Here is a 25,628-nt window from a genome sequence, read left to right as displayed (position 1 = left end):
AGGTGGCAACTTCGCCTTACCCGGCTAAAGGGGGAGTATGTAAGCCCGGTAAGCGCAGCGCCACCGGGCGGGAGGGTTACAGCATATGTTCAGTGCGCGCGATGATATCGTCCTGTGCATCCGGTGAGAGAGCGGTGAAGAAGGCGGAATAACCTGCTACACGCACCACCAGGTCACGGTACTGATCCGGGTGTTTTTTGGCTTCCAGCAGCGTTTCACGAGAAACGATGTTGTACTGAATATGCCAACCTTTGTGCTCTTCAAAGAAGGTACGCAGCAGAATCATCAGCTTTTGTTTGTCAGACTCATTTTCCAGCGTGGCCGGGTTCAGCTTCTGATTTAATAGCACGCCACCGAGAATCGAACCGGTCGGCAGTTTACCCACCGAGCCAATTACCGCAGTTGGGCCGAGATGGTCCGTACCGGAAGCCGGGCTTGCGCCTTCTGCCAGTGGAGTGTGTGCTTTACGGCCATCCGGTGTTGCCATCGTTGCTGCGCCAAACGGCACGTTTGCAGAAATAGACGAGGTCCCGGCGTAGTAATTGCCGCCAACCGGGCCACGTCCGTAACGCGGATTATGATACTGTTTCAGTTCATCGATATAAGTCTGATAAGCGCGGGCCAGCAGCGTATCAACGCTATCGTCATCGTTGCCGTATTTTGGTGCGCCATTGATTAGCCGTTGGCGTAACTGCTCATGGGTCAGACCGTCAAAATCATCGGCCAGCGCGGCGGCCAGTTGTTGTTGACCGATAGCGCCCTGTTCAAAGACCAGTTTCTTCACTGCTGCCAGGCTGTTGCCGAGGTTGGCGATACCCACCTGCAAACCTGATACCCAGTCATACTTCGCGCCGCCTTGCTTAATGCTTTTCGCGCGTTCGATACAGTCGTCTACCAGCGCGGAGCACAGAATATCGTGTACGTTCTCTTCCAGCATGGTGTCAACGACATACTCGATTTCAATGGATTTACGCGTGTAGTAGCGAATCTGTGTATCCCAGGCATCCATCACTTCATCGAAATTGTTGAAGTTGCCAGCTGAGAGCGCTTTTTCCTGCGGCAGGAAGACTTTGCCGCTGGTGGCATCGCGTCCGCCTTCCAGCGCCGCCAGCATCACGCGGGCAAAGTTAATAAAGCTCATGCCGGTGCAGCGGTAGCCCCATTTGCCGCCAACGGCGGTTTCGATGCAACCAATCGCTGCATAGTCATAGGCATCTTGCGGCTCAATGCCCAGCTTAATGAATTCCGGAATGACGATTTCATCGTTGTTAAAGGCTGGCATCCCGAAGCCGCAGCGGATCACCTGCACGCAGGCATCAAGGAAGTCATTACTCATCCCCGCGTGATAACGCACGCTCAGGTTCGGCTGAGTAGAACGCAGGCGGCCACATGATTCCAGAATGGCGTAGGAGAGCGGGTTGACGGCATCCATCGCCTGACCGCTGACCAGGTTCTGGCCACCTATGGTTACGTTCTGATAGAGCGGGCTGCCCGCTGAGGCTTTCGAATGGGAGCCGGAACGGATTTTGTTCACTTCCAGCAGTTTCAGCCAGCAGCTGTGCAACAGCTCAATGGCGTGCTCGCGATCGAGGCTCTGATTCAGTTCTACGTCGCGACGGTAGAACGGGTAGAGGTACTGATCCATACGGCCAAACGACACTGAGTGACCGTTAGATTCAATTTGCAGAATCAACTGGATGAAATAGCACAACTGCAACGCCTGCCAGAATGTTTTTGGTGGCTCATGGGCAATCACATCACAGTTTTCCGCCATGGTCAGCAGTTCATCGCGACGGCTGGTGCGCGTTTCTGTGGACGCCATTTTACGCGCCAGCGCGGCAAAGCGCTCAATGTGCAGGCTAACGGCCTCCAGCACGATATCAATCGCTTTCAGGAACTGATCGCCGTGGAGATCGTCCAGACACGTCAGATTGATGCGGGAGCGACGTTCATCGACCTTGTGGCGCAGGCCGTCGAGACCTTTTTCCAGTAGTAGCGGGAAGTTCACCGCCAGGTGTGCGTCGCCGGAGGTCATATTACCTTCGGCTTTGATAATGCCGGTTTCCAGCAGCCCTTTCTGCTCGTCAGTGAACATCCCGTAGCAGCGATCCTGCACGGTCTGACCACGCCACCACGGACACACCTCGTGTAAGACGCGTTTATTCTCTTCGCTTACCGCAAAGCCTGCGCCCGGTCTGTCGGCGAGGTCGTCGATCTCTTTTTCAATCCAGGAGACGGTGTATTCCGGGAAGATCGGCGCGGCGCGCACTTCGCTTGCCTGGTTACCGATAATCAGTTCGTCATGCTTGATCCAGATGGTGCGTTCCGCCAGATGATGGGCCAGCGCCAGCGCACGGCGTACCGGGATCGGCTTATCCAGGTGTTGCTGATACATCTCGGTATAGTGCTGGGCGCGCTCGGTACAAACCGGCGGTTTCACGATGTGGATCAGGGCTGTTTTATGCGCTTTGATACGATCGCTGAGTGTGTCCAGTTTCAGAGTGGTCATGGCGATTATCCTCGTAGGGTCGCGGTTAAACCTTTAAGGCTGGCATACTGCTGGGCAAATTCGAGCAGTGCAGGCGCATCAAGCGGTTTATCCGGTGCGTTGTAGGGTTGACTGAGTAAGTGGTATTTGTTGATACCAAGGGTGTGGTAGGGCAAAAAATGAATCTCCCCGACGTGAAGCTCGTCGGCAGCAAAATCGGTAATGGCCTGGATGGCGGCTTCTTCAGCGTTGAATCCCTGGATCAGCGGTACGCGGATAATCATTTTTTTACCAGCTGCGGCCAGTTTTTTTAGATTTTCCAGCACACGAGAGGCGCTGCCATCGGTCCACTGTTTAAACGGCGCATCCGCCACGTGTTTTAGATCGGCCAGAAACAGATCGACGTCAGGTAATGATGGTTCAATATACTTCCACGGGACATGCAGGCAGGTTTCCACTGCGGTATGAATGCCTGCGTCGTGGCTGGCTTTGAGCAAAGAAGCCGCCAGCTCTGGCTGCATAAACGGTTCGCCACCGGACAGGGTGAGGCCCCCTCCGCTGCGATCGTAAAACGGTTTATCACGCAATACGGTCGCCATGATTTCGTCCACGCTTTTTATCTCTCCACAGACGGTAAGCGCCTGCGTTGGACAGCAGTGGGTCAGCGCTGCGAGAACGTCATCGGTTAGTTTTTCGCGATGAATCAGCAACCCGCTTAGTGCCCGCTCAATTACCGCGGGTGCGGCCTGAGCACAGAGATCGCAACCGTCAAGGCACAGACGTGCGTCATAGAGCAGATCCTGCGTACGGGCGCGACTTTCCGGATTCTGGCACCACCGACAGCCCAGGGAGCATCCCTTAAGGAACACCACAGTACGGATCCCGGGACCATCATGCGTGGAATAGCGCTGGATATTGAAAATCATAAGCGACCTCTTTTCTTTCGTATAAAGATTAAATTACTTTCGAATGAAAGTTATATTGACGTGCGTCAACTAACCGTGAGGTTTCGCCGTGCTACCTTTTATTCATGCTAATTATTCGTTTGAGGAAAGGTTATGGAACTCTATTTAGATACGTCTGACGTTGATGCGGTAAAAGCTCTGGCGCGCATTTTCCCGCTGGCAGGGGTGACCACTAACCCGAGCATTGTGGCGGCGGGGAATCAGACGCTGGAAGTACTACTGCCGCAACTGCAGGAAGCGATGGGAGGACAAGGCCGTCTGTTTGCTCAGGTGATGGCGACCACCGCCGAAGGGATGGTTAGCGATGCGCGTAAGCTGCGGGCAATCATTGCTGATATCGTGGTCAAAGTGCCGGTAACAGCAGAAGGTCTGGCGGCTATAAAATTGCTGAAAGAAGAAGGGATCCCGACGTTGGGTACTGCGGTATACGGTGCAGCTCAAGGGTTATTGGCTGCACTGGCAGGTGCGGAATATGTTGCGCCATACGTTAACCGCGTGGATGCGCAAGGAGGGGATGGCATTCAGACGGTGACCGACCTGCAGACGTTACTGAAAATGCATGCCCCGCACGCCAAAGTACTGGCAGCCAGTTTTAAAACGCCGCGTCAGGCGCTGGATTGCCTGCTGGCAGGCTGCGAGTCCATCACGCTACCGCTGGACGTTGCTCAGCAGATGATTAGCTCCCCGGCAGTTGATGCTGCCGTCGCGAAGTTTGAGCACGACTGGCAGAGCGCATTCGGTCGCACGTCTATTTAAACGAGAGTGCCGGGATGTAGTCCCGGCATTATTGCGTACATGTTTCCGTCAAAATGAATGTGTTGCAGTTGTACGCTTTTATCTGCGAATCCCTCTCGTAAAACCGACAAAGTCGGCATGCGACCCGTCAGCATGGCAGGTACAGTCGTGTCATCATGTTAATCAGGTGACGGACCGCCATGAAAAAATCACCCACATCCACGCCGCACGATGCGCTATTTAAAACGTTTTTAAAATACCCGGAAACGGCGCGCGATTTCATTGAAATCCATCTTCCCTCCACGCTACGAACGCTGTGCGATTTTTCGACATTAAAGCTGCAACCGACCAGTTTTATCGAGGATAACTTACGTGCATATTATTCCGATGTACTTTGGTCGATGAAAACCAGTGAAGGGCACGGCTATATTTATGTCGTAATCGAACATCAAAGCCGTCCGGATGTTCATATGGCATTTCGCCTGATGCGTTATGCGATAGCGGCAATGCAAAGTCACCTCGACGCCGGGCATAATACGTTACCTTTAGTTGTGCCGATGCTGTTTTATCACGGAATCGATACACCTTATCCCTTCTCTCTATGCTGGCTGGATGAGTTTGATAATCCAACACTTGCACGTCAGCTCTACCTGTCAGCTTTTCCGCTGGTAGATATTACCGTTGTTCCAGATGAAGAAATTATGCAGCACCGACGCATTGCTCTTCTGGAACTGATTCAAAAGCATATTCGTCAGCGCGATTTGATGGGGTTGGTGGACAAGCTGGCCGCGCTGTTGGTTACCGGAAGCGCTAATGACAGCCAGCTAAAAGCGCTGTTTAATTACCTGCTAATCCAGCACGGTCACAAACCGCGCTTTGGACGATTTATGCGCAAGCTGGCGCAGCGGGTACCCGAACACAAGGAGAGTACAATGAATATTGTGGAAAAAATACGTAGGGCAGGACAGCGAAAGGGGATGCGGGAAGGAATGCAAAAAGGCTTGGTTGAAGGCCGCCGCGAGGAAGCGTTACGCATTGCTCACTCAATGCTGGACGATGGTCTCCCACGGGCGGTCATCGTGAGGATTACTGGGCTTTCTGAAGATGACGTTAAATCACTGACGTATTGAACGTATATTAATTCAGCCCCGGATAACAAACGCCGCCGGGGCTTTCGTTTATTGCCCGCAGACCTCGCACCCCGGATTACGCATCAGCTTCATTTCGCGAAACTGGCAGGTCATGGCATCGTACATGACGATTTTTCCGGATGCCGGTTTACCGTAGTTTGCCAGCAGCTTAATGCCTTCCATCGCCTGTAACGAGCCGATCACGCCGATCAGCGGGGCCATCACTCCGGCTTCTACGCAGGTCAGGGCGTTTTCACCGAACAAACGGCTCAGGCAACGGTAGCAGGGCTCGCCTTCCTGATACGTAAAGACGGTAATTTGCCCTTCCATGCGAATTGCTGCACCGGAAACCAGCGGAACTCTGGCGGCAAAGCATCCGGCATTCAGCTGATTGCGGATGCTGACGTTATCCGTACAGTCCAGCACCAAATCGTGTTCGGCAATAAGCGCGTGAATCTCGCTATCGTCCAGCAGCGCATTCAACGGCGTAATGGCGATATAAGGGTTAATCCGCGTTAGCGCGTCACGAGCGGATATCACTTTTGGTTGCCCTACGGTTGCATCGCTGTGCAGCGTCTGGCGTTGGAGGTTCGACACGGAGACCGTGTCAAAGTCGAGCAGGGTTAAATGCCCGACGCCAGCACCAGCAAGGTACTGGGTTGCAGCACATCCCAGTCCCCCCAGACCAACGACCAGTACCCGCGCATCTTTGAGCGCTTCCTGACCTTCGAAATCGAAGCCGCGCAGAATGATTTGCCGGTTATAGCGCATCATCTCCTGGTCGCTGAGTTCTGCCATTACAGACCTCCAAACAGTGCGTTAAATGGCTCAACTTCAACCCATTCTCCGACCTCAACGTTACCGCGATCGCGCTCCAGCACAATAAAGCAATTGCCCTGGCTAAAGGAGCTAAAAATATGCGAGCCCTGGTGCCCGGTGGTAGTGACTTCCAGTTCGCCTTCCGCGGTACGCTGCAATACACCACGCTGAAAATCCAGACGCCCTGGCGTTTTCTTCAGGCGTGAAGCGGTGCGCACGCGCTGGCGCGGAGGCAACCCACAGGCGGTGTTGCCGCTGAGTTTCGCCAGCAGCGGTTGTACCAGTTGATAAAAGGTGAGGGCAGCAGACACCGGGTTACCCGGCAGGCCGCAAAACCAGCTGTTGCTCAGTTTGCCAAAGGCGAACGGTTTACCGGGTTTGATAGCCAGCTTCCAGAAGGCAATTTCTCCCAGCTCTTCCAGAATGGTTTTGGTGTAATCCGCTTCGCCTACCGAAACGCCACCAGAGCTGATGACAACGTCGGCCTGGCTGTCGGCTTCGATAAATGCGGCCCGCAGCGCGTTGGGATTGTCGCGAATAATCCCTAAGTTGATCACCTCGCAGCCCAACTGCTGCAGCATCAGGTGAACGGTCAGACGGTTTGTGTCATAAATCTGCCCGTCGCCCAGCGGCTGACCCGGCAATTGCAGCTCATCACCGGTGGAGAACAATGCCACGCGGACTTTACGCACAACGGGGACCTCGGCAATACCGAGCGAAGCCAGCACGGGAAGCTCGGCGGTTGTCAGACGAGTTCCTGTAGGGAATACCACCGCGCCGTTTGCAATATCTTCACCGCGCAGACGAATATTTTGTCCGCTGCGGACGTCGGCGGTAAAACGCACACCGTCGTCAGTTTGTTCCGTTTGCTCCTGCATTACCACGGCTTCACAACCGGCAGGCACCGGGGCTCCGGTCATAATACGGATGCAGGTTCCCGCAGGCCACTCGCCGTGAAATGGCTGTCCAGCAAAGGCTTTGCCAGCCACCGCAAGAGGCTGGTCTGATTGTAAATCGGCTAATCGCACCGCATAGCCATCCATTGCCGAGTTATCGAATCCCGGCACATCAATCGGGGAGACGACGTCGGTGGCCAGAATGCGGCCAAAGCATTGAACCAGCGGCAGCGTTTCGACGGCGGTGAGTGGGGTAATACGCGAAAGCATCTGAGAAAGAGCCGTTTCAAGCGGCATCAGTCCGGCGGTAAATTCCATGAGAAGACTCCTGCGGGGCAAAATCGAATCCGCTCATTATGTCAGAAAATGGACGCGGACAGTATGCTACCTCAGGCTTAGGATCAGATCTGATACAGGTTTTCTGCCAGAGATTAGCGCTACAGGAAAAATGCAGTATAGACTCATGATTTCTGCTTTTTCTCCAGGAGGCTAAATGTCTGCGACTATCCCGGATTCAATTCGACGACAGGTGAATGCCGCCAGTGCACTGATTGCGCGGATTATCGAGGGCGACCTGGTTGCTGTTCATTTGTATGGCTCTGCTGTTGAAGGTGGCTTAAAGCCCCAAAGCGATATCGATTTACTGGTTACCATTAGGCAGCCACTTAATACCCGGCAAAGAAAAGATCTGATGCAGGGTTTTCTGGAAATATCAGCCCCGCCTGGTAGCGTTGATAGATATCGGGCGCTGGAAGTGACCATCGTGATCTATTCACAACTTGTACCCTGGCAATTCCCACCGTCAAGAGAAATGCAATTTGGCGAATGGTTGCGTGACGATATTCGCGCGGGAATTGTTGAACCGACACAGGTGGATCCTGATCTTTCCATCCTGCTGACCCAGGCCAGGCGCGCCAGCGTAGCGTTGTTCGGTGAAGCCGCTGAGACGTTATTCAACGTCATTCCTTTTAGCGATGTCGTGCAAACATTTCGGCATATTCTTGATATGTGGCAGAAAACGGGCGATTTAGAGGGGGACGAGCGAAATATCATCCTTACTCTGGCGCGTATTTGGTACAGCCTGGTTACGGGCAATATTGTCGCTAAAGATGAAGCCGCCGCCTGGCTTATACCGCAATTACCCGTTGAGTATGCTGACACGCTGCAAGCCGCGCGTGCGGAATACCTGGGGTTAACCAAAAAGAACTGGGCTGCGTCTATGCCGTCTGTTGAACGCTTTGTGTTTTATGCAAAAAAACAGATTGCCGATCGGCTTGAATAATATATTCAACGATGTTGGAAGATCCCCTTTCTGATTAACTCATCTAAATAACCTGATGGGATGGGGGATGAGGTACGGGCCTTAACCTTTACATGACGTCTGCATCTTTCTATATTCAAAAATCGAATCAATAAGTCACAGAAATTCTGATATTTATAACCCCGGTACCTGCCACCTAATGGACGAAAAAAATGGGTAAAGCAGTCATTGCAATTCACGGCGGCGCAGGGGCTATTACCCGTTCGCAGCTGAGCCAGGAGCAAGAGTTGCGTTATATACAGGCGCTGTCGGATATCGTTGAAACCGGCCAGCGGATGCTTGAAGACGGTCGTAGCGCACTGGATGTCGTTACCGAGGCCGTGCGCCTGCTGGAAGAGTGTCCATTGTTTAATGCCGGAATTGGCGCGGTGTATACCCGTGATGAAACCCATGAGCTGGACGCCTGTGTGATGGACGGTAATACGCTGAACGCAGGCGCCGTCGCCGGGGTAAGCCATCTGCGAAACCCGATTCTCGCGGCACGGCTGGTAATGGAACACAGCCCACACGTCATGATGATAGGTGAAGGGGCTGAAAACTTTGCCATTGCGCAGGGTATGGAGCGCGTATCAGCGGATATTTTCTCGACGCCAGAACGCTACGCTCAACTTCTGGCGGCGCGAACAGCGGGTGAAACGGTGCTGGACCATAGCGCGAGCCCGCTGGATGAAAACAACAAAATGGGTACCGTGGGTGCGGTCGCGTTAGATATGTTTGGCAATCTGGCGGCAGCAACATCGACCGGCGGGATGACCAATAAATTACCGGGGCGGGTGGGTGACAGTCCGTTGGTTGGCGCAGGCTGTTATGCCAATAATGCAAGTGTGGCAGTCTCCTGCACCGGAACCGGAGAAGTCTTTATTCGTGCTTTGGCGGCCTATGACATTGCGGCGTTGATGGACTACGGCGGTCTGAGTTTATCCGAAGCGTGTGAACGCGTAGTGATGGAAAAATTACCGGCGCTTGGCGGCAGCGGCGGTTTAATTGCTATCGATCATGAAGGCAATGTCGCTTTGCCGTTTAACAGCGAAGGCATGTACCGCGCCTGGGGATACGCAGGTGATACGCCAACCACCGGTATTTATCGGGAAAAAGGAGATAGCGTTGCCACACAGTGATGAGCTTGATGCCAGCGATGTGCTGGCAGTCAGCAATCTGAATATTGCCTTTGAACAGGAGCAGCAACGTGTCAGCGCAGTGCGCAATCTGTCATTTCGCCTGAAGCGTGGCGAAACGCTGGCGATAGTCGGCGAGTCTGGTTCTGGTAAGTCGGTGACCGCCTTGTCGCTGATGCGTCTGATTGAACAGTCCGGCGGCGAGGTGAGCTGCGATGAAATGCTCCTCCGACGCCGTAATCGACAGGTTATTGAGCTGGGTGAACAGAGCGCATCACAAATGCGTCACGTGCGCGGTGCGGATATCGCGATGATCTTCCAGGAGCCTATGACATCGCTTAATCCGGTGTTTACCGTGGGCGAGCAAATTGCCGAGTCTATCCGCTTGCACCAGGGTGCCAGTCACGAAGAGGCGATGGTAGAAGCGAAGCGAATGCTCGATCAAGTGCGTATCCCCGAGGCGAAGGCGATTTTATCGCGTTATCCACACCAGCTTTCCGGCGGTATGCGCCAGCGGGTGATGATCGCCATGGCACTGTCGTGTCGCCCTGCGGTTTTAATTGCTGATGAGCCGACAACCGCGCTGGATGTCACCATTCAGGCGCAGATCCTGCAACTGATAAAAGTGTTGCAGCAGGATATGTCGATGGGAGTGATCTTTATTACCCACGATATGGGCGTTGTGGCGGATATTGCCGACCGCGTGCTGGTGATGTATCAGGGCGAGGCGGTAGAAACCGGCAGCGTTGAGCAGATTTTTCACGCTCCCCAGCATCCTTATACTAAAGCGCTGCTGGCAGCCGTGCCGCAGCTTGGGGCAATGAACGGGCATGAACTTCCGCGCCGTTTCCCGCTTATTTCATTACACGATCCCAGTCATGTAGAGCCGCAGACCGAACAGAATACCGTGGTTGAAGGCGAGCCAATTTTGCAGGTACGTAACCTGGTGACGCGTTTTCCTCTGCGTAGCGGCATTCTAAATCGCGTAACTCGCGAGGTGCATGCAGTGGAAAACGTCAGCTTTGACCTGTGGCCGGGAGAAACGCTCTCGCTGGTGGGGGAGTCGGGCTGCGGGAAATCCACCACCGGGCGGGCGCTGTTGCGCCTGGTTGAGTCTCAGCGTGGGGAAATCATTTTCAACGGACAGCGTATTGATACCCTTGCTGCCAGCAAGTTGCAGCCGCTGCGTAGGGATATTCAGTTTATCTTCCAGGATCCGTATGCCTCGCTCGATCCACGTCAGACGGTGGGATATTCCATTCTGGAGCCGCTACGGGTGCATGGGTTATTGCAGGGGGATGCGGGGTCAAAACGAGTTGCATGGCTGCTGGAACGCGTAGGATTGCTGCCTGAGCATGCCTGGCTCTATCCGCACGAGTTTTCCGGCGGTCAGCGTCAGCGTATCTGTATTGCACGGGCATTGGCACTCAATCCCAAAGTGATTATTGCCGATGAATCTGTCTCGGCGCTGGATGTTTCAATTCGCGGGCAAATCATCAACCTGATGCTAGACCTGCAGCGAGAATTGGGTATCGCATATCTGTTTATTTCCCACGATATGGCGGTGGTGGAACGGATCAGTCACCGTGTGGCGGTGATGTATCTCGGGCAAATCGTTGAGATTGGCCCCCGACGCGCGGTGTTTGAAAATCCGCAACATCCGTATACGCGCAAACTGATGGCGGCAGTACCAGTTGCCGATCCATCGCATCACCGACCACAGCGTGTGCTGTTGTCGGATGATATCCCCAGCAATATCCGCAAGCGCGGCGAAGAGATTTCCCCCGTGTCGTTACAGTTAGTTGGCCCGGGGCATTATGTTGCGCGTGGGCAACCAGAAAATGCGCTTTCACGTTTATAACAGGCAGACAGGGTTTAAGGAGAATAACATGACAAAAATTGTTGCTCGGAAATGGCTGGTTGCTTTGGGAGTGGCCTCTGCGCTGGCCGCATCGCCTGGCTGGGCGGCCAAAGACGTGGTGGTGGCGGTAGGATCCAATTTCACCACGCTTGACCCCTATGACGCGAATGACACATTGTCGCAGGCGGTAGCGAAGTCGTTTTATCAGGGACTGTTTGGTCTTGATAAAGAGATGAAGCTGAAAAATGTGCTGGCAGAGAGCTATACGGTTTCTGATGACGGCCTGACTTACACTCTTAAGCTGCGTCAGGGCGTGAAATTTCAGGATGGTACCGACTTCAACGCCGATGCGGTTAAAGCCAACCTCGACCGCGCCAGCAATCCGGAAAACCGTCTGAAACGCTACAACTTGTATAAGAATATCGATAAAACCGAAGTCATCGATCCGTCGACGGTGAATATTACGCTGAAACAGCCGTTCTCTGCCTTTATCAATATTCTGGCACATCCGGCAACGGCAATGATTTCTCCCGCCGCGCTGGAGAAATACGGTAAGGAGATCGGTTTCCATCCTGTGGGGACCGGGCCGTACCAGCTTGATACCTGGAATCAGACAGATTTTGTGAAGGTTAAGAAGTTCGCGGGTTACTGGCAGCAAGGGCTGCCAAAGCTGGATACGATTACCTGGCGTCCGGTGACCGACAACAACACGCGTGCGGCCATGCTGCAGACCGGGGAAGCGCAGTTTGCCTTCCCGATCCCTTACGAACAGGCGGCGTTACTGGCGAAGAACAAAAACCTGGAACTGGTGGCCAGTCCGTCTATTATGCAACGTTATATCAGCATGAACGTCACGCAAAAACCATTCGACAACCCGAAGGTGCGTGAAGCGCTGAATTATGCCATCAACCGCCAGGCGCTGGTGAAAGTGGCGTTTGCGGGTTATGCCACGCCAGCAACGGGCGTTCTTCCTCCGTCGATAGCCTATGCGCAAAGCTATACGCCATGGCCATACGACCCGGCGAAAGCGCGCGAACTGCTGAAAGAAGCAGGTTATCCGAACGGTTTTACCACCACGCTATGGTCTTCGCATAATCACAGTACCGCGCAGAAAGTGCTGCAATTTACCCAGCAGCAGCTGGCGCAGGTGGGAGTTAAGGCTCAGGTAACAGCGATGGATGCCGGCCAGCGCGCGGCGGAAGTAGAGGGTAAAGCGCAGAAAGAGAGCGGGGTGCGGATGTTCTACACCGGCTGGTCTGCCTCTACGGGGGAAGCTGACTGGGCGCTGTCACCGCTATTTGCATCACAAAACTGGCCGCCAACACTGTTTAATACGGCGTTCTATAGCAATAAGCAGGTGGACAGTGATTTAGCGGCAGCGTTGCAAACTAACGATCCAGCGCAGAAAGCGAAGCTGTACAAGGATGCGCAGGATATTATCTGGAAAGAGTCGCCGTGGATCCCACTGGTAGTGGAAAAACTGATTTCGGCGCACAGCACCAGATTGACCGGGTTCTGGATTATGCCGGACACCGGATTTAGCTTTGATGATGCGGATTTAAAATAAGCTATTCATTCGGCCCCGCTAACCAGGGGCCGGCGAAGGGAGCGTGATGCTTAACTATGTTTTCAAGCGCCTGCTGGGGTTGATTCCAACTCTGTTGATTGTTGCGGTGCTGGTGTTTTTATTTGTTCACCTGTTACCCGGCGATCCGGCCCGGCTGATTGCCGGACCGGAAGCTGACGCCGAGGTGATTGAACTGGTACGCAAGCAGCTGGGTCTGGACCAACCGCTGCATATTCAGTTCTGGCATTACATGACCAGCGTGTTGCAAGGCGATTTTGGCACGTCGATGGTTTCTCGTCGCCCGGTTTCCGAAGAGATAGCCAGCCGTTTTATGCCGTCGTTATGGCTGACAATTGCGAGTATGGCATGGGCTGTGTTATTTGGTATGACGGCGGGGATCATTGCAGCCGTATGGCGCAATCGCTGGCCGGACAGGTTGAGTATGACGCTGGCGGTCACCGGGATCTCGTTCCCGGCGTTTGCGCTTGGCATGCTGCTCATGCAGATATTCTCCGTTGAGCTCGGTTGGTTACCCACCGTTGGTGCTGACACCTGGCTGCACTATATCCTCCCGTCTATTACGCTGGGCGCGGCGGTGGCTGCGGTGCTGGCCCGGTTTACCCGCGCCTCGTTCGTCGATGTGCTCAGCGAAGACTATATGCGCACCGCGCGGGCTAAAGGGGTGAGTGAGACCTGGGTGGTGTTAAAACATGGTCTGCGTAACGCGATGATCCCGGTGGTCACCATGATGGGACTACAGTTTGGCTTTTTGCTTGGTGGATCAATCGTGGTTGAGAAGGTGTTCAACTGGCCTGGGCTTGGGCGACTGCTGGTGGACTCCGTCGAAATGCGCGACTACCCGGTGATTCAGGCCGAGGTGCTGTTGTTTTCTCTGGAGTTTATTCTTATCAACTTAGTGGTGGATGTGCTTTACGCCGCCATTAATCCGGCTATCAGGTACAAGTAAGGATGCGATTTTTTAACTGGCGCCGACAGGCGATTTTGAATGCAATGCCCCTTGTTAAGCCAGAGCAGATACGCACACCGTGGCATGAGTTCTGGCGTCGTTTCCGTCGACAGCACATGGCGATGTTCGCTGGGCTGTTTGTATTGCTCCTGATCATGGTCGCGATTTTTGCCCGCTGGCTGACGCCATTTGATGCCGAAAATTACTTCGATTATGACCGTTTGAATGATGGGCCGTCGATGCTGCACTGGTTTGGTGTCGATTCTCTGGGACGAGATATCTTTAGCCGCGTGTTGGTTGGCGCCCAAATCTCGCTGGCGGCAGGAGTCTTTGCCGTGTTTATTGGCGCGGCGATTGGCACAGTGCTGGGTCTGCTGGCGGGATACTACGAAGGTTGGTGGGATCGGCTGATTATGCGTATCTGCGATGTGCTGTTCGCCTTTCCCGGCATTCTGCTGGCGATAGCCGTGGTCGCCGTGCTGGGCAGCGGCATTGCGAACGTGATTATCGCCGTGGCCATTTTCTCCATTCCTGCTTTCGCGCGCCTGGTGCGCGGAAATACACTGGTGCTGAAGCAACAGACGTTTATTGAGTCTGCGCGCAGTATTGGTGCCAGCGATACGACCATCATTTTTAACCATATCCTGCCGGGTACGGTTTCATCGATCGTGGTCTTTTTTACCATGCGAATTGGCACGTCGATCATCTCTGCCGCGAGCCTGTCATTTCTGGGATTAGGCGCACAGCCGCCGACGCCGGAGTGGGGGGCAATGCTTAATGAAGCGCGTGCTGACATGGTGATCGCGCCGCACGTGGCGATTTTCCCGGCGGTAGCGATATTCCTGACGGTGCTGGCGTTTAACTTACTGGGAGATGGTCTGCGCGACGCGCTGGACCCGAAGATAAAAGGATAAATCACAGGCCGGATAAGACGTAACGCTTATCCGGCCTACGGTTGAGTTACGCTTATTAAACGCGTGAACCCCACAGATCGTATTCATCTGCGTTTTCGACCTTCACGCGGATGATATCACCAGGTTTCACCTTGGTTTCACCATTCAGGTATACCGCGCCGTCGATTTCCGGAGCATCAGCCATGCTACGACCAATTGCGCCTTCTTCGTCAACTTCATCAACGATAACCAGAATCTCGCGGCCCACTTTCTCTTGCAAACGTTCAGCAGAGATCTGCTGTTGCAATTGCATAAAGCGGTTCCAGCGTTCTTCTTTTATCTCTTCCGGGATTTGATCCGGCAGGTCATTAGCGCCAGCGCCTTCTACCGGGCTGTATTTAAAGCAGCCCACGCGATCCAGACGTGCTTCCTTCAGGAAGTCGAGCAACATCTGGAAGTCTTCTTCCGTTTCACCCGGGAAACCAACAATGAAGGTGGAGCGCAGCGTCAGTTCAGGGCAGATTTCACGCCACTGCTTGATGCGCGCCAGCTGTCTGTCTACGGAGCCTGGGCGTTTCATCAGTTTAAGAATACGCGGGCTGGCATGCTGTAACGGGATGTCCAGATACGGCAGGATTTTCCCTTCTGCCATCAGCGGGATCACGTCATCAACGTGCGGGTAGGGGTAGACGTAATGCAGGCGCGTCCAGATCCCCAGTTTTGATAACTGTTCGCACAGATCAACCATGCTGGTTTTGACCGGCTCGCCGTTATGGAAACCGGTACGATGCTTCACATCCACACCGTACGCAGAGGTATCCTGAGAGATTACCAGAATCTCTTTCACGCCCGCATCGACCAGACGTTTGGCTTCGCTGAGGACGTCGCCAATCGGACGGCTCACCAGATCGCCGCGCATGGATGGAATAATGCAGAACGTACAGCGGTGGTTACAGCCTTCAGAAATCTTCAGATAGGCGTAGTGGCGCGGAGTCAGCTTGACACCCTGCTCAGGAACCAGGCTCAGGAACGGATTATGCTTTGGTTTGGGTACGTAATGATGAACGTGCTCCAGAACCTGCTCGTAGCTATGCGGCCCGGTGATTTCCAGCACCTTCGGGTGGACTTCACGGATCTGATCGACTTTCGCGCCCAGACAACCGGTGACGATCACCTTGCCGTTTTCGTTAAGCGCTTCGCCGATTGCTTCCAGGGATTCCTGAACCGCACTGTCGATAAAGCCGCAGGTATTAACGATAACCATATCCGCGTCGTCGTAGCTTGGCACGACATCATAGCCTTCGGTACGAAGTTCGGTCAGGATGCGCTCAGAATCGACGAGGTTTTTCGGGCAGCCGAGGGAGACAAAGCCGATTTTCGGCTGGTGGGTTACATTGCTCATAGCGTAAAAAGTGTTCAGTTATTGGAATATTCAGGGCAGGGATTCTACAGAGTTCTGAACAAAAATTGTATCGCAATCTCATACCATCAGCGGCCTGCTGGGCGCGGAATTAAAGATTATTTGTAAATTATGTTAATTTTAGGTGATGGATTGATCCTGGACACGACTTTGTTCAAAAAATAACCATACTATTAAGTTGCACCATAGTTGGAAAGAGGAGGAACAAAGTATGGTTGTTGACAGACTGAGAACCGATCTTCTCAACAAATTGATAAACGCCCGTATCGAACTTGCCGCTTATCTGCAGTTGAGAAAAGCGAAAGGCTACATGTCAGTCAGCGAGAGCGATCGTCTGCGTGATAATTTTTTTGCACTGAATCGCGAATTGCACGAACAATCACAGCTTCACGGTATGCATCTTGATCAGGAAGAGTGGAATGCCCTTCATCGTGCTGAAGGGGCGTTAGCCGCCGCCGCTGTTTGTCTTATGAGTGGACACCATGATTGTCCAACGTTTATCGCCGTTAACGCAGAGAAACTGGAAAACTGCCTGACAACGCTGATGCTGAGTATCCAGAGTTTGCAATCTTACCCAACGCTGGAACACGTCTGAATCAGGGGGAGGGCACTCCCCCTTTTCGTTAAGATTATGTAAATATGACGGGGTGATTCCCCTTGCTGGCTACGCTTTATGCAGAGCCATTAAGGAGGTGTTATGCGTCGACTCTTTCTCTGTGCTATCCCACTTGCGCTATTTTCCTCTTATGCCGTCGCGGTAAAAGTGGAAGTGCTGCAAACCAAACTCGATCACCCATGGTCACTGGCTTTTTTACCCGATAACCGCGGTATGCTCATTACGCTCAAAGGTGGACAGCTTCGACTCTGGCAGCCTGATAAAGGGCTTTCCGACCCGCTGACCGGCGTACCAAAAGTCTGGGCGAATGGTCAGGGCGGATTGCTTGATGTGGTGTTAGCTCCGGACTTTGAACGATCCCGCCGGGTGTGGCTAAGCTTCGCTGAAGCCGACCGCGAAGGCAAAGCGGGCACCGCGGTAGGCTACGGGCGATTGAGTGACGATCTCAAACACCTGCAAGGATTTCAGACCGTTTTTCGCCAACAGCCAAAGCTATCCACCGGAAACCATTTTGGTGGACGTCTGGTGTTTGATGGCAACGGCTATCTGTTTATCGGCCTTGGTGAGAATAACCAACGTTCAACTGCTCAGGATCTGGATAAGCTGCAGGGCAAGGTCGTACGGCTTACCGATGAGGGCAAAATTCCACCGGATAATCCGTTTGTGAACATGGCGGGAGCGCGGGCAGAGATTTGGTCGTATGGCATCCGCAACCCGCAGGGTATGGCGATGAATCCGTGGAGTGATGTGTTGTGGCTCAATGAGCATGGCCCACGCGGAGGCGATGAAATTAATATCCCCGAGAAAGGGAAAAACTACGGTTGGCCTATCGCGACCTGGGGTGTTAACTACAGTGGTTTGAAAATTCCCGAAGCAAAAGGTCAAATTGTTGCTGGCACGGAACAACCCATCTTTTACTGGGAAAAGTCGCCAGCGGTCAGCGGAATGGCTTTTTATAATAGCGATACCTTTCCACAGTGGCGGCAGAAGTTGTTCATCGGCGCGTTGAAAGATAAAGAAGTGATCGTACTGAGCGTTAAAGGGAATACGGTCACTGAGGATGGTCGTCTGTTGCAGGAAAGGGGGCAACGGATCCGTGATGTGCGCGTCGGACCAGACGGTTATATGTACGTGTTAACCGACGAGTCCGACGGGGAATTACTAAAAGTGAGTCCCTGATTTGTTTAGCTAACCGGGATCATCACAATTTTTTGAAACGCCGGGCGCTCGGTCAGTTGTTGATACCAGCGTTCCAGATGCGGGCGCGGGGTCCAGCTCAGGCCAACGTTGAACAGGTTATAGATAAACGGTGCCACAGCGATATCGGCAGTGCCAAATTCAGCCCCGGAGAACCATAACTGGTCTGCCAGCGCGTTATCCAGAATGGCAAACAGGTTATCGCAAACTTGCTTACTGGTCTCAATGGCCGCTAGATCGCGCTGATCGGCAGGTGTTCTGACCAGGCCAAATAAGATAACCCGATGCGCAGGGCTTAGCGTCTGATTTGCCCAGTCCATCCATTTTTCGCCGACGGCGCGCGCGGCCGGTGCGTCAATCCACAAACGTTTTTGTCCGTACTGAGCGGCCAGATAGCGGACAATGGTATTGGATTCCCACAGCACAACGTCCGTTTCGTCATCGCGTAGCAACGGGACCAGTCCGTTCGGGTTTAGTGCCAGATAGTCGGCATCGCGGTTACCGCCATGCTGTCCGCCCGCCAGAATTTGGTTATACGGCAGTTCCAGTTCCTCGAGCGTCCACAATACTTTTTTTACGTTGGTCGAGTTATTGCGACCCCACAGTGTAATCATAGTAACCCCGCAAATTAATTGAGCAGCTTTATGGCTGCAGATGCCATCTGACTAGCTCACATGGTGGGGTAAACCTAATATTTACGCAACAAAGTCTAAAAAAATCGTGCCAGGAGCAGCGCAGCGCGGCGTTATTGCATAAACTTTAAAAACTTTACCAACTTACGGTTTCTTTAAGCTCGTTAGTGCGTTATTACTCACCGCACTTATTTTACACGTCATCCATCAGACTTTTTCTGCATGGGTTGGTCGAGGTCGCTTGGCCGGTTTTGTGTAAACACGGTGTGGTATGACGTGGTTTTTTGGAATGGATACTCGGGTGGCATTTATGACGCAATACTTCTCTTCACTTCGCAGCTTTGCTGCAGGTTCTGCACTCTTAATCCTTTTGGCGCCGACCGTACAGGCGGCGGAGCAACCGACGGCCCCGCCGAGCGTGGACGCGCGCGCGTGGATTCTGATGGATTACGCCAGTGGCAAGGTGCTGGCGGAAGGTAATGCTGATGAGAAACTGGATCCTGCCAGTCTGACCAAAATCATGACCAGCTATGTGGTTGGGCAGGCGCTGAAGGCCGGAAAAATTAACCTCAACGACATGGTCACCGTGGGCAAAGACGCCTGGGCGACCGGTAACCCAGCCCTGCGCGGTTCGTCGGTCATGTTCCTCAAGCCCGGCGATCAGGTTGCGGTGTCAGATCTGAATAAAGGCGTTATCATTCAGTCAGGTAACGATGCCTGTATTGCACTCGCTGATTACGTTGCCGGCAGCCAGGAATCCTTTATTGGTCTGATGAACGGCTATGCGAAAAAACTGGGGCTGACCAACACTACTTTCCAGACGGTGCACGGTCTGGATGCGGCAGGACAGTTCAGTACCGCACGTGATATGGCGCTGCTCGGGAAGGCGTTAATTCACGATGTGCCGGAAGAGTATGCTATTCACAAAGAGAAAGAATTTACCTTCAATAAAATTCGTCAACCGAACCGCAACCGTCTGTTGTGGAGCACCAACCTGAACGTGGATGGTATGAAAACCGGGACCACTGCCGGGGCGGGATACAACCTGGTGGCTTCCGCGACCCAGGGCGATATGCGCCTGATCTCCGTGGTGCTGGGGGCGAAAACCGATCGCATTCGTTTTAATGAGTCAGAAAAGCTGCTGACCTGGGGCTTCCGCTTCTTTGAAACCGTTACGCCGATCAAGCCGGATGCGACTTTCGTTACTCAGCGCGTATGGTTTGGCGATAAGAGTGAAGTGAATTTGGGTGCCGGAGAAGGTGGTTCTGTGACCATCCCGCGTGGCCAGCTCAAAAACCTGAAGGCCAGCTTTACCCTGACTGAACCACAGCTAACAGCACCGCTGAAGAAAGGTCAGGTTGTGGGCACTATCGACTTTCAGTTGAACGGAAAATCCATTGAGCAACGTCCGTTGATGGTGATGGAGGATGTGCAAGAGGGTGGTTTCTTTAGCCGCATGTGGGACTTTGTGATGATGAAATTCCACCAGTGGTTTGGTGGTTGGTTCTCTTAACCTTACCTATGCCGGATGGCGCAATCGCCGTCCGGCAGTATCTCTTAATACTTCAGCGTGATACGTTGCGCTTTAGCGTACTCAACAAACTCATCGTCAGGGCGGTTATCACTGATGATGGTATCAAAGCGTTTTAATTCCCCCATCCTCGCAGGCCGCACCTTGCCAAACTTGCTGTGATCGACCACCAAAACGTGATGCTGCGCCATCGACATTGCCCAGTGCTTCACCGGCAGTTCTTCCAGATTAAAACAGGTCGCGCCTTTCTCGATATGAACGCCTGCCGCGGAATAAAAGGCGATATCCGGACACAGATTGTTCAGCGTTTCCTGGAAGTCGAGCGGTTTAAAAATCGCGTTACTGGCATGGAATTCGCCACCACACAGAATGACGCGGCACTGCGGTTTTTCCTGCAGCACCAGAAACGTATTCAACGAGTAGCAGATTGCGGTGAAGGGCAGTTCATTGTCGATCGCTTCAATGATCCACGGTGTGGTAGTACCGCAATCGAAAAAGATGGTCTGATGTGCCTGCACGAGACTCGCCGCCAGCTGGGCGGCGCGACGTTTTTCATCAACCAGACGGGATTTTTGATCGCTGATTAAATAATGGTTAGCGCTGCGGGGTTCCAGAACAATATAGCCCCCGAGCAGTACGACGGGAGCATCATGATTATTCAGGTCGCGACGAATGGTCATCTCAGACACGCCCAGCAACGTTGCGGCTTCTTTGAGGTGTAATTTATCGCTGCGTTTCAGCGCCTGCAGTAATTGACCAATACGCTCGTCGCGTCGAGTTTCCATAGTTCCCCTGGAGAATAGAATAAGTGCTCAGTTTCGCGCTTAATACTACTCTTTTTACCGTGGGTTAGTCACGTACCCAACCTTTACGGATGGGGAGGGCGAAGCAGGCGCGATAGCAAGTTTGCAAGCCGAGGTACAGGGTCGCGCCAAAGCGCTGCCAGATCATCTGGGCGCTCAGACAGCCGATCAACCCAGCCAGTAATCCGCCCAGCATATCCAGCGGCCAGTGTACGCCAAGGTAAACCCGCGACCAGGCAATCGCCACGGCAACGACCATCAGCAGAGCGCCCGTCCACAGGCGATGCCAGAACAGGAAGGCCAGTGCAAAGGTAAAGATAACCGTACCGTGGTCACTCGGGAAAGAATCATCTGCCGCATGATGCAGGAAGTTGTAACCGATGTGGTTTACAAACGGGCGATCGTGAGGGAACAGATGTCCCATCAGCCAGGAAATCGTCAGACCAACTATCAACGCAATGGCCATTTTGATGACCAACTGGCGCTGGAGCGTAACCTGACCACGCGGTCCCCAAAGCCAGAGCACAACGGCTAACAGCGGCACAATGCTGATCAGATCTTTGGCAATGAAAATGGCGAGCGAAATTGCCCATTGCGCAGAGTCGGGTGTTGCATTGATCAGGTAAAAAAGTGAGTTGTTCAGATTTTCCAGCATAACGTCCAGACTCAGTGTAATCGTTAAAAAGGCCCATGGGAGCGAGAGCATAAAATTGCTTTCACGGGATAAAAAGCGGTCTTGTCTTATTTGTCTGCTAAATGACTATTTTTAAGACAATTAATGAGACTTATTGAGCATGATAGCGGTCTCAACTTAAATTAACCTTAAAGCAAAATCTTCTTGAGCAAATGAATGTAAAAATGTGCGCATTTTGCTTTCAAATCACATAATTCACTATCACCAGTACGGCGCATTTATTACACTTTGCGCGATTTTTCTATAGCTAAGAGACTGCATGCAGAACCGTTTATCTTCAGGCGCCCGTTTGGGGCGTCAGGCATTACTTTTCCCTCTCTGTCTGGTGCTTTACGAATTCTCTACTTATATCGGCAACGATATGATCCAGCCTGGAATGTTGGCGGTGGTGGAGCAATACAATGCCGGATTAGATTGGGTACCCACATCCATGACCGCCTATCTGGCTGGCGGCATGTTTTTACAGTGGTTGTTAGGACCGCTATCGGATCGTGTTGGGCGTCGTCCGGTGATGTTAACCGGCGTGCTCTGGTTCATCGTGACCTGCCTTGCGACCCTGCTTGCACAGAATATTGAGCAATTTACTTTCCTGCGTTTTTTGCAGGGGATAAGCCTGTGCTTTATTGGTGCGGTGGGTTACGCCGCCATTCAGGAATCCTTTGAAGAAGCGGTCTGCATAAAAATTACCGCGCTGATGGCAAACGTGGCGTTGATTGCGCCGCTGCTGGGTCCGTTGGTAGGCGCAGCCTGGGTACATGTTCTGCCGTGGGAAGGGATGTTTATCCTGTTTGCTGCTCTGGCGGCCATCTCCTTTTTTGGTCTGCAACGCGCGATGCCGGAAACGGCAACCCGGCTGGGTGAAAAGCTGTCCATTAAAGAGCTGGGCAAGGATTATAAGTTGGTGCTAAGGAACGTGCGTTTCGTTGCAGGCGCACTGGCGTTGGGTTTTGTCAGCCTGCCGTTACTGGCGTGGATTGCGCAATCTCCGATTATTATCATCAGCGGAGAACATCTCAGTAGTTACGAATATGGCCTGTTGCAGGTGCCGATTTTTGGTGCGCTGATTGCCGGTAACCTGGTGCTGGCGCGTCTGACTTCGCGAAAAACCGTGCGTTCGCTGATTATCATGGGCGGCTGGCCAATTGCCGTTGGCCTGATTATTGCCGCTGCGGCCACGGTGGTGTCATCTCATGCATATCTATGGATGACGGCGGGTTTGAGTATCTATGCGTTTGGCATTGGCGTGGCGAATGCGGGGCTGGTGCGCCTGACGCTGTTTGCCAGTGAAATGAGTAAAGGTACGGTTTCTGCCGCAATGGGTATGTTGCAGATGCTGATTTTTACCGTTGGTATCGAGCTGAGTAAACACGCTTATCTGCTGGGAGGCAACGGCTTGTTCAGCTTGTTCAATCTGGCCAGCGGGGTGCTGTGGCTGATTCTTATGGTGATCTTCCTGAAAGATAAACGGGTAGGGGATTCCCGGGAAGGCTAAAGCCCGGTTGCCCGGGCCTGGCAGAAGCTTAGTGGTGATCGTCAATCTGATGTTCGATGATCATGCCTTCACCGACGCTGGCAACATGTCGCGCATAAGGATGTGCGCGATAAACAGGAGCCGGGGCAGGAGTCGGGGCAACATACACCGTTTGTGGCGCGGTAGTCACGTTGACCGCCTGCGGCACGCTGACGGAAGAGGGCACGATCACCACTTTATAACCGCTTGGTACATCAACGGTAACGCTTTGCGCAAATACTGACCCTGCAAAACCCAGCAACAATGTCGCCATCAGTACACTTTTCTTCATAATCCGCTCACCTGAAATATTCACTGGAAGTAATAATCCAGTGGGTTAATTTGAGGCAGATTATGAATAGATCATGCCATCATTTTGTTGCCGTCTGTGCTGAGGCGTTAATGCGTAAACGGTGCTTCATTCTTTAACACGCGGTCGATAATATCCAGGACGCCCTCTTCGTTGTTCGATCCCGCGCGATATTTCGCCGCCTTGATAACCGGCTCATGGGCGTTGGCCATTGCAAAACTAAATCCCGCCTGGCGCAGCATTTCAATATCATTTCCACCATCGCCAAACACAACAACCTCATCGTCGTTAATATTCCAGCGTTGTTGCAGCAACCGCAGACCATTTGCCTTATGCACGCCAGGAATAATTAAATCGATGCTCCTGTAGCCGGTATGCACCGGCACCATAATGTCGCCAATCGCCTCGTGGAGATCGGCCTGCACCTGTGGGATTCTGTCGTCGGAAATATTCAGCCCGAACTTGAAGAAAACGTCGTTAAGATTGTCAAAATTATCTACAAATTCGAGACGATGATAATACATGGCAGAAACAGCTTTATGTTCATCGCTGTACTGCTTCAGCGTGTAGGCGCTGCTTTTACCACAGGCAATGATATCAATGTCTGTACGGGTCAGCAGATGTTCAACGATGGCCTGGAAATCATCCTTTGCCAGTTCGCCGTTAAAAACATCTTCACCTTCACTGACTACCCAACCGCCGTTTTCGGCAACAAATGAGATCTCACTGGCCAGTTCGGGGAAAAAGGAAATCAACTGATAATATTGATTGCCGCTGGCGACCACAAAGCGGATCCCTTGTTCTTTCATCTGGCGGTATTGCGCCATAAAGCGCTCACGGTTATAGGTTTTTTGGTCACTTAAAAATGTGCCATCCATGTCGACCGCAATTAATTTGATGCTCATTAGCTGTTCTCCATCACCGTGGTATTTTTGAGATCCGGTTTCGCCACCGCTTTCGCGACGATGGCGGCGACAAGCACCAGCGCCAGCACCACCAGCATAGCGCTGCGCAGGCCGTAGTGTTCACCCAGGTAGCCCAGCAGCGGCGGTCCAACCAGGAACGCCAGATAGCCGGTTGTTGCGACAACGCTGACGCGGGTTGGTGCATCGGGGCCGGTGTCGCTGGCGGCTGAAATGGTCAGCGGGAAGCCGAGTGATGCACCGAGTCCCCACAAAATAACGGAAACACCCGCCACCCAAGAGCTGTCGACAAAAATAATCAGGCTAATCCCGAGAGCGCCCATCAGCGCACTGGCGCGCACCACCGTGACGCGGCTGTAGCGGTCGATGAACCAGCCGCCAGTAAAGCGGCCAACGGTCATGCCCAGCGTAAATCCGGCATAAATCAGAGAGCCTGATGTTGGGCTAAACCCATGACCGTCCACCATCAGCAGCGGAAGCCAGTCGTTGGCGGAACCTTCAGCAAATGCCATTGCGAGCACCACGACGCCAATCAGCAATAACTGGATATCGCGATAAAAAGGCAGTCCTTTTTCACCGGAGGGAGAACCATCAGCGGCATTTTTACCCGTGCCGTCAGGAATTGCTTTGATGGCGATAAAGATAGGAGTGATAGCTACCAGCGCCGCCAGCAGAATATGCGCGTTTGCCGGGACGCTGAAGGCGGTAAGCATCATCCCGACTCCTGCGCCCGCCAGCGTACCCAGGCTGTAAAAACCATGCATCATCGGCAGCACGGTTTTATTCATTTCGCGTTCAACCGCCGCACCTTCGACGTTGATGGCCACTTCTGCTGCGCCAAAACTGGCGCCAAACACGGCCAGACCAAATGCGAAAAGCCAGGCGGAATGCAGCCAGAGCGCCATGCTGAGGATAGCCATCCCAATGACCGCACATGACATGGTAGTGCGGATCACTTTGCGCGTGCCAAATCGTTTCACCAGCCAGGCCGAACAAAGAATGCCACTCATCGAACCAATAGAGAGTCCAAACAGCACCGCGCCCATTTCGGCGGTAGAGATTGAGAGGATATCTCTGATGGCAGGGGTACGCGTTGCCCAGGAGGCCATTAATAATCCTGGTAAAAAGAAGAACGTGAACAGCGCCCAGGTGCGACGTCTTAAGGCTTTGCGTGATGAGATGCCAGTCATGAATTCGAGCCAAAGAAAAGAGGAAAGAAGACAACATTAGCAAGG

General features: G+C 53.0%; 23 protein-coding genes. 12 read left to right on the top strand and 11 right to left on the bottom strand.

Annotated features, from left to right (window positions below; translation table 11 throughout):
• Window positions 1-76: 76 nt before the first annotated feature.
• Window positions 77-2,509: a glycyl radical protein gene (locus SK39_RS03755; RefSeq protein WP_003845442.1), complete on the bottom strand. Its 2,433-nt coding sequence runs from the start codon at window positions 2,507-2,509 to the stop codon at window positions 77-79.
• A gap of 5 nt (window positions 2,510-2,514) precedes the next feature.
• Window positions 2,515-3,414 (bottom strand): glycyl-radical enzyme activating protein, encoded by a 900-nt coding sequence (locus SK39_RS03750; RefSeq protein ID WP_048216671.1) that lies wholly within the window; start codon window positions 3,412-3,414, stop codon window positions 2,515-2,517.
• 132 nt (window positions 3,415-3,546) lie between these two features.
• Here SK39_RS03750 and fsa point away from each other — a divergent pair, with 132 nt between their 5' ends.
• Window positions 3,547-4,209 carry a fructose-6-phosphate aldolase gene (gene fsa / locus SK39_RS03745; RefSeq protein ID WP_003836983.1) on the top strand — a complete coding sequence of 221 codons (663 nt, stop codon included), beginning with the start codon at window positions 3,547-3,549 and terminating at the stop codon, window positions 4,207-4,209.
• A gap of 179 nt (window positions 4,210-4,388) precedes the next feature.
• Window positions 4,389-5,318 carry an Rpn family recombination-promoting nuclease/putative transposase gene (locus SK39_RS03740; protein WP_032948910.1) on the top strand — a complete coding sequence of 310 codons (930 nt, stop codon included), beginning with the start codon at window positions 4,389-4,391 and terminating at the stop codon, window positions 5,316-5,318.
• A 48-nt stretch (window positions 5,319-5,366) separates the two neighbouring features.
• Here SK39_RS03740 and moeB read toward each other — a convergent pair whose 3' ends face one another.
• Entirely contained in the window at window positions 5,367-6,116 is a 750-nt protein-coding gene (moeB, locus tag SK39_RS03735) for a molybdopterin-synthase adenylyltransferase MoeB (RefSeq protein WP_048216670.1), read from the bottom strand.
• Window positions 6,116-7,351 (bottom strand): molybdopterin molybdotransferase MoeA, encoded by a 1,236-nt coding sequence (moeA, locus tag SK39_RS03730; RefSeq protein ID WP_044701113.1) that lies wholly within the window; start codon window positions 7,349-7,351, stop codon window positions 6,116-6,118. Before moeA ends, moeB begins: the two co-directional genes overlap by 1 nt.
• A gap of 175 nt (window positions 7,352-7,526) precedes the next feature.
• Here moeA and SK39_RS03725 point away from each other — a divergent pair, with 175 nt between their 5' ends.
• From SK39_RS03725 to gsiD, 6 genes are all read left to right on the top strand, one after another.
• Window positions 7,527-8,315, top strand: a complete 789-nt coding sequence (locus tag SK39_RS03725) for an aminoglycoside adenylyltransferase family protein (RefSeq protein WP_048216669.1) — start codon at window positions 7,527-7,529, stop codon at window positions 8,313-8,315.
• A gap of 191 nt (window positions 8,316-8,506) precedes the next feature.
• The gene (gene iaaA / locus SK39_RS03720) at window positions 8,507-9,472 is read left to right on the top strand and encodes a beta-aspartyl-peptidase (protein ID WP_003836974.1); all 966 of its coding nucleotides are present in this window, start codon (window positions 8,507-8,509) and stop codon (window positions 9,470-9,472) included.
• Window positions 9,459-11,330, top strand: a complete 1,872-nt coding sequence (gene gsiA, locus SK39_RS03715) for a glutathione ABC transporter ATP-binding protein GsiA (protein ID WP_048216668.1) — start codon at window positions 9,459-9,461, stop codon at window positions 11,328-11,330. The genes iaaA and gsiA overlap by 14 nt, the downstream gene beginning before the upstream one ends.
• A 28-nt stretch (window positions 11,331-11,358) precedes the next feature.
• Entirely contained in the window at window positions 11,359-12,897 is a 1,539-nt protein-coding gene (gsiB, locus tag SK39_RS03710) for a glutathione ABC transporter substrate-binding protein GsiB (protein ID WP_048216667.1), read from the top strand.
• A gap of 46 nt (window positions 12,898-12,943) precedes the next feature.
• Window positions 12,944-13,864, top strand: a complete 921-nt coding sequence (gene gsiC, locus SK39_RS03705; protein WP_048216666.1) for a glutathione ABC transporter permease GsiC — start codon at window positions 12,944-12,946, stop codon at window positions 13,862-13,864.
• Window positions 13,865-13,866: 2 nt separating this feature from the next.
• Window positions 13,867-14,778, top strand: coding sequence for a glutathione ABC transporter permease GsiD (gsiD, locus tag SK39_RS03700; RefSeq protein ID WP_003035302.1), 912 nt, complete (start codon window positions 13,867-13,869; stop codon window positions 14,776-14,778).
• A 55-nt stretch (window positions 14,779-14,833) separates the two neighbouring features.
• Here gsiD and rimO read toward each other — a convergent pair whose 3' ends face one another.
• Window positions 14,834-16,159: a 30S ribosomal protein S12 methylthiotransferase RimO gene (gene rimO / locus SK39_RS03695; RefSeq protein ID WP_003836967.1), complete on the bottom strand. Its 1,326-nt coding sequence runs from the start codon at window positions 16,157-16,159 to the stop codon at window positions 14,834-14,836.
• A 229-nt stretch (window positions 16,160-16,388) separates the two neighbouring features.
• Between rimO and bssR the strand changes: the two genes are divergently transcribed.
• Window positions 16,389-16,772: a biofilm formation regulator BssR gene (bssR, locus tag SK39_RS03690; protein ID WP_048216665.1), complete on the top strand. Its 384-nt coding sequence runs from the start codon at window positions 16,389-16,391 to the stop codon at window positions 16,770-16,772.
• A gap of 102 nt (window positions 16,773-16,874) precedes the next feature.
• On the top strand, window positions 16,875-17,972 hold the full coding sequence (locus SK39_RS03685; protein ID WP_048216664.1) for a PQQ-dependent sugar dehydrogenase: 1,098 nt from the start codon (window positions 16,875-16,877) through the stop codon (window positions 17,970-17,972).
• A gap of 5 nt (window positions 17,973-17,977) precedes the next feature.
• Here the strand turns inward: SK39_RS03685 and SK39_RS03680 are convergent, their stop codons facing one another.
• Complete coding sequence (locus tag SK39_RS03680; RefSeq protein ID WP_048216663.1) at window positions 17,978-18,604, bottom strand: glutathione S-transferase family protein; 627 nt, start codon at window positions 18,602-18,604, stop codon at window positions 17,978-17,980.
• Between the two features lie 328 nt (window positions 18,605-18,932).
• Between SK39_RS03680 and dacC the strand changes: the two genes are divergently transcribed.
• Window positions 18,933-20,135, top strand: coding sequence for a serine-type D-Ala-D-Ala carboxypeptidase (gene dacC, locus SK39_RS03675; protein ID WP_003035316.1), 1,203 nt, complete (start codon window positions 18,933-18,935; stop codon window positions 20,133-20,135).
• 44 nt (window positions 20,136-20,179) lie between these two features.
• Here the strand turns inward: dacC and deoR are convergent, their stop codons facing one another.
• Both deoR and ybjG read right to left on the bottom strand, forming a co-directional pair.
• Entirely contained in the window at window positions 20,180-20,938 is a 759-nt protein-coding gene (gene deoR / locus SK39_RS03670) for a DNA-binding transcriptional repressor DeoR (protein WP_003836960.1), read from the bottom strand.
• Between the two features lie 64 nt (window positions 20,939-21,002).
• Window positions 21,003-21,611 carry an undecaprenyl-diphosphate phosphatase gene (gene ybjG / locus SK39_RS03665; protein WP_003836958.1) on the bottom strand — a complete coding sequence of 203 codons (609 nt, stop codon included), beginning with the start codon at window positions 21,609-21,611 and terminating at the stop codon, window positions 21,003-21,005.
• 298 nt (window positions 21,612-21,909) lie between these two features.
• On the opposite strand from ybjG, the gene SK39_RS03660 reads away from it, so the two are divergent.
• Window positions 21,910-23,142: an MFS transporter gene (locus SK39_RS03660; protein ID WP_003836956.1), complete on the top strand. Its 1,233-nt coding sequence runs from the start codon at window positions 21,910-21,912 to the stop codon at window positions 23,140-23,142.
• 28 nt (window positions 23,143-23,170) lie between these two features.
• On the opposite strand, the gene SK39_RS03655 is transcribed toward SK39_RS03660, so the two are convergent.
• The 3 genes from SK39_RS03655 to SK39_RS03645 form a co-directional block, all read right to left on the bottom strand.
• Window positions 23,171-23,452 (bottom strand): hypothetical protein, encoded by a 282-nt coding sequence (locus SK39_RS03655; protein WP_003836954.1) that lies wholly within the window; start codon window positions 23,450-23,452, stop codon window positions 23,171-23,173.
• A gap of 107 nt (window positions 23,453-23,559) precedes the next feature.
• The gene (locus SK39_RS03650) at window positions 23,560-24,375 is read right to left on the bottom strand and encodes a Cof-type HAD-IIB family hydrolase (protein ID WP_048216662.1); all 816 of its coding nucleotides are present in this window, start codon (window positions 24,373-24,375) and stop codon (window positions 23,560-23,562) included.
• The gene (locus SK39_RS03645; RefSeq protein ID WP_048216661.1) at window positions 24,375-25,583 is read right to left on the bottom strand and encodes an MFS transporter; all 1,209 of its coding nucleotides are present in this window, start codon (window positions 25,581-25,583) and stop codon (window positions 24,375-24,377) included. Before SK39_RS03645 ends, SK39_RS03650 begins: the two co-directional genes overlap by 1 nt.
• Window positions 25,584-25,628: the final 45 nt, after the last annotated feature.

The sequence above is a fragment of the Citrobacter sp. BIDMC107 genome, from assembly GCF_001037575.1.
Taxonomy (GTDB): Bacteria; Pseudomonadota; Gammaproteobacteria; order Enterobacterales; family Enterobacteriaceae; genus Citrobacter; species Citrobacter freundii.
This window is presented reverse-complemented; position numbering and strand designations above follow the sequence as displayed.